Consider the following 4432-nt stretch of genomic DNA (forward strand, 5'->3'; position numbering starts at 1 on the left):
CTGCCCTGATCGCGTCCTCGCCACCGAAATAGTCGACTGCGGTGTGCACCACCGCGTCGGCTTCCGCCGCAGCCTTCTCCAGGAGCGCGGTGTCCCCGATCGGGCTCGCCGAGCCGGCCGGGCAGGCCCGGCTTGCGGGGCGGTCGCTGCTGCGGATCGGCCCGGTCAGCCTGCTGATCCGCCGACGCGCGGTGCTGGTGGCCGCCGTGCTGACCGTGCTGCTCCTGCTGGCCGTCGTGCTCAGCCTCTCGCTGGGCACCCCGTACGTCGCCCCGGCCGACGTGCTGCGTGCCCTCTCCGGAGCTGGCACCCCGTACGACCTCGTGGTCTTTGACCTGCGGCTGCCCCGGGTCGTGCTGGCGGCCGTGGCCGGCGCCGCCTTCGGCGTGGCCGGCACGCTGATCCAGAGCGTGGCCCGCAACCCACTCGCCAGCCCGGACGTCATCGGCATCACCCAGGGTGCCGGTCTCGCCGCGACAGTGGCCCTGACCAGCGGGATGGCCGCGGTGCTGGTGGCGCCCACCGCGCTGGTGGGCGGGCTGCTCGCGGCCGTGCTGCTGTTCGCCCTCGGCGCCCGGCACGGGCTGGCCGCGCAGCGGTTCGTGCTCGCCGGGGTGGCTGTCGCGTTCGGCTTCCGGGCGCTCACCGAGGTGGTCATGCTCACCGCCGACCCGATCGACGGGCTGCGCGCGCAGATCTGGCTGATCGGCACCCTGGCCGGCAAGGGCTGGACCGAGGCCGCCTGGATCGCCGGCACACTGCTGGTGCTGCTGCCGGTGCTGGCCTGGGCCGGCTGGGCGCTGAACAGCACCGCCCTGGACGACGACACCGCCCGGGGAGTCGGGCTGCGTCCGGTGGCCCGCCGGGTCGGCCTCGCCGGTACCGGTGTTCTCGTCGCCGCGATGGTCACCGCCCAGGTCGGCGCCGTCGACTTCGTGGCGCTGGTCGCCCCGCAGGTGGCCCGTCGCCTGGTACGCGCCGAACGACCACCGCTGGTCTGCGCGGCGCTGCTCGGCGCCCTCCTGCTGGTGCTGGCCGACCTGGCCGGCCGGCGCCTGTTCGCACCCACCCAGCTACCCGCCGGTGTGCTGACCGCCGCGATCGGCGGCCCGTACCTGATCTTCCTGCTGCTGCGCGGCCGGCGGCGGTCGTCGTGACGCCTCAAGGAGTCGTGTGATGCTCTCCACCCGCGACCTGGTCGCCGGCTACGACGAGCGGACCGTGCTCGACGGGCTCGACCTCGACCTGCCCACCGACGCCTTCACCGTGATCGTCGGACCCAACGCGTGCGGCAAGTCCACCCTGCTGCGCACGATGGCCCGGCTGCTCACCCCCCGCCGAGGCACCGTGCTGCTCGACGGCACCGCCATCCGCGAACTGCCGACCCGGGAGGTCGCCCGCCGCCTCGGCGTCCTGCCGCAGAGCCCGCTGGTGCCCGAGGGCGTCACTGTGGCGGACCTGGTCGGGCGCGGCCGACAGCCCTACCAGCGGTGGTGGCGGCAGTGGTCGTCGGAGGACGGCGCCGCGGTGGACCAGGCGATGGCCCTCGCCGACGTCACCGACCTGGCCGACCGACCGGTGGACAGCCTCTCCGGCGGTCAGCGGCAACGGGTGTGGATCGCCATGACACTGGCCCAGGACACCGACGCCCTGCTGCTGGACGAGCCGACCACCTTCCTCGACCTGGCTCACCAGGTGGAGGTGCTGGATCTCCTGCACCGGCTGCGCTCCGAGCGTGGCCGCACCGTGGTGGCCGTGCTGCACGACCTGAACCAGGCCGCCCGCTACGCCGACCACCTGGTCGCCATGCGCGCCGGCGCAGTGGTCGCCGCCGGCCCGCCCCGGGAGATCCTCACCGCCGACCTGGTCCGCGACGTCTTCGGGCTGGCCTGCGTGGTCGTGCCCTGCCCGGTGACGGGCGCACCCCTGGTGGTGCCCGCCTACACCGGAGGCAACGCTCTGGTCCCGGGTGACCCGGTCGACGCGTCCGCCGGCGCCAAGGACCCCGATTCGTCGACGGCGTCCGTACCGGACGCCCGACCCGCCACCGGCGACGCGGCCAACCCGCTCGCCGGCTCGCACCCCTCGAAAGGACTCTGATGCGTCGTCTCGTCGCAGCTCTCGCCGCGGCCGTCGCCCTCGGCGCCGGCCTCACCGCCTGCGGTGAGAGCGACCCGGTCGCTGGCTCCACCACCGGGGAGACCCGGGAGATCACCCATGCCATGGGCACCACCAAGGTCCCGGCCGAGCCCAAGCGCGTCGTCGTGCTCGACACCGACAAGATCGACACGGCGCTCTCGCTGGGCATCACGCCCGTCGGTGCGGCCACCGCCGGTGAGGCGAAGAGCTGGCCCACGTACTTCGGCGCGGACAAGCTCGCCGGCATCAAGGAGGTCGGGGTGCTCACCGAGCCCGACCTGGAGGCGATCAACGCGCTGAAGCCGGACCTCATCCTCGGCAGCAAGTTCCGCCAGGAGAAGTTCTACGACGAGCTGGCCGCCATCGCGCCGACCGTGTTCACCGACAAGGTGGGCATCACCTGGAAGGACAACCTCCTCCTCGACGGCAAGGCGCTCGGCCGCGAGCAGCAGGCAAAGGATCTGCTCGCCACGTACGAGAAGCGGGCCAAGGACTTCGGCGCGACGCTCGGCGACGCCGCCGCGCGCAAGGTCTCCATCGTGCGGTTCCTGCCCGGCAACATCCGGGTGTACGGGCCGGACTCGTTCTCCGGCATCGTCATCGGCGACACCGGCCTGGGCCGCCCCGAGCGGCAGCTGCTCGCCAACAAGGAGGACAAGCGCTTCGACCTGGTCAGCCCCGAGCGGATCAACGAGGTCGACGGTGACGTCATCTTCGTGACCGCGTACGGCGACAAGGCCGCCGCCGAGCAGACCAAGGTCTCCGGCGGGACGCTGTGGAAGGGCCTCGGCGCGGTCAAGGCCGGCAAGGCGTATCCGGTCTCCGACGAGGTCTGGATGACCGGCATCGGCGTCGGCGCCGCCAACAAGATCCTCGACGACCTGACCAAGTACCTCCCCGCCGCCTGACCCCCGGCGCCATCCGCGCGAGGCGTGCGTTCGCGGGCGCCGGCTCATGATCGTGCTCGATCCAGGATGTAGTGGCCTCCCCGTGTAGGGAGGCCACTACATCCATCTTCGAGGGCGATCATCCCTCACCGGGGGAGTTCGAGCGTGCCCGTAGGGCGGCCCGGACCTCGGCGAGGAACCCGCCAAAGTCGTCTCGGAGGCGCTTGGCGGTCAGGTGCAGCACGATCCAGTCGCCGCCGAGCAGTCGGTTGAGGCGTTGGCGGTCTCGATGGAACTGCTCAGGATCGTCGTGCCAGAGTCCGTCGTACTCCACCGCGACCTTGAACTGCGGCCAGGCCAGGTCCAGGCGGGCAACGAATCGGCCCTGCTCGGCCACGACCCACTGCGTCTCCGGCCTCGGCAGGCCGGCGAGCACCAGCCCGACCCGGGTGCGGGACTCCTGAGGAGACTCCGCGCCCGCGTCGGCCAGGTCGACCGCGCGTAGCAGCGATCGCCAGCCGCGTCGACCGGCCCGGCTCAGCGCGTACTCGCGCAGGGCTGGCGTGGTCGTCAGCCGGTTGGCCAGCATGGCGTCGATGACGACCACCGCCTCGATCACATCGAGCCAACGGGCCAGGTCCCAGCAGGTACGCGCTGGGCTGGTCACCGTGACCCCGGCCCGGACCACGGTGTCGCCGGAGTCGATCTCTCCGTGGTGGACCCGGATGCCGGCGGTCGGGCCGATCCGGGTGGCGGTGGGAACGAGGACGTCGACCGGCTCGCTCGCGCTCGGCTTCGCGCATCCGTAAAGGCCGGCCGCAGCGCGCCCTGCGATGGCCGCACCGGGCGGGACCAGCCAACGTCCGATGGCGGTGCATCTGATCGTGTGGGTGACTGCGATGTGGGCATCGGCGTAGACGTCGCGGAAGAGCGGTCGCCACGCCGAGCTGCGTAGCTCATTGCGGGTCAGGAGGCCTCGCGAGACGGCGGTCGAGCCACGGAAGACCCGGCCCCGCAACTGCGGCGGCCGACGAGGAGCTTTCGGCATGGGCCTCAGACTGGCCGAACCTCTTCGCGTCACGCTGCCCCTGTGGATAACTACAGTCAACACACCGGCGTCGATGCGCGTCGTTATCCCCATGATCGCGCTCGAACACGGATGTAGTGGCCTCCCGAGAAGCGGAGGCCACTACATCCTGGATCGAGCGCGATCTTGCCGGGCGGGCGCACGGAGCGCGTCGGCCTCAGGCGGACGTGGGTCGCGGGAGCGGGTGGGGTGCGGGGGTGGGACGTGGAGGTCGGGGGTGGGTCAGGCGGCGGTGGACCAGATGGCGCGGAAGGCGGCGGCTTCGCCGGAGAGCCATCGTTCGATCTGGTCGGGCTTGGCGTCGGTGGGCATGCGGTGG

4 protein-coding genes are annotated in these 4432 nt (G+C 72.2%); 3 read left to right on the forward strand and 1 reads right to left on the reverse strand.

All coding sequences use genetic code 11. The features are described from left to right. Positions 1 to 89: 89 nt before the first annotated feature. The 3 genes from ABZ749_RS30105 to ABZ749_RS30115 are packed head-to-tail and all read left to right on the forward strand — an operon-like array spanning position 90 to position 3047. The gene (locus ABZ749_RS30105) at positions 90 to 1157 is read left to right on the forward strand and encodes an iron ABC transporter permease (RefSeq protein ID WP_357233709.1); all 1068 of its coding nucleotides are present in this window, start codon (positions 90 to 92) and stop codon (positions 1155 to 1157) included. Positions 1158 to 1176: 19 nt separating this feature from the next. Continuing rightward, the gene (locus ABZ749_RS30110) at positions 1177 to 2100 is read left to right on the forward strand and encodes an ABC transporter ATP-binding protein (protein WP_357233712.1); all 924 of its coding nucleotides are present in this window, start codon (positions 1177 to 1179) and stop codon (positions 2098 to 2100) included. Further along, positions 2100 to 3047: an iron-siderophore ABC transporter substrate-binding protein gene (locus tag ABZ749_RS30115; protein WP_357208448.1), complete on the forward strand. Its 948-nt coding sequence runs from the start codon at positions 2100 to 2102 to the stop codon at positions 3045 to 3047. The genes ABZ749_RS30110 and ABZ749_RS30115 overlap by 1 nt, the downstream gene beginning before the upstream one ends. A 118-nt stretch (positions 3048 to 3165) precedes the next feature. Here the strand turns inward: ABZ749_RS30115 and ABZ749_RS30120 are convergent, their stop codons facing one another. Further along, complete coding sequence (locus ABZ749_RS30120) at positions 3166 to 4074, reverse strand: hypothetical protein (protein ID WP_357233714.1); 909 nt, start codon at positions 4072 to 4074, stop codon at positions 3166 to 3168. Between the last annotated feature and the right edge of the window lie 358 nt (positions 4075 to 4432).

It is taken from the genome of Micromonospora sp. NPDC047753 (assembly GCF_040642735.1).
Lineage (GTDB): Bacteria > Actinomycetota > Actinomycetes > Mycobacteriales > Micromonosporaceae > Micromonospora.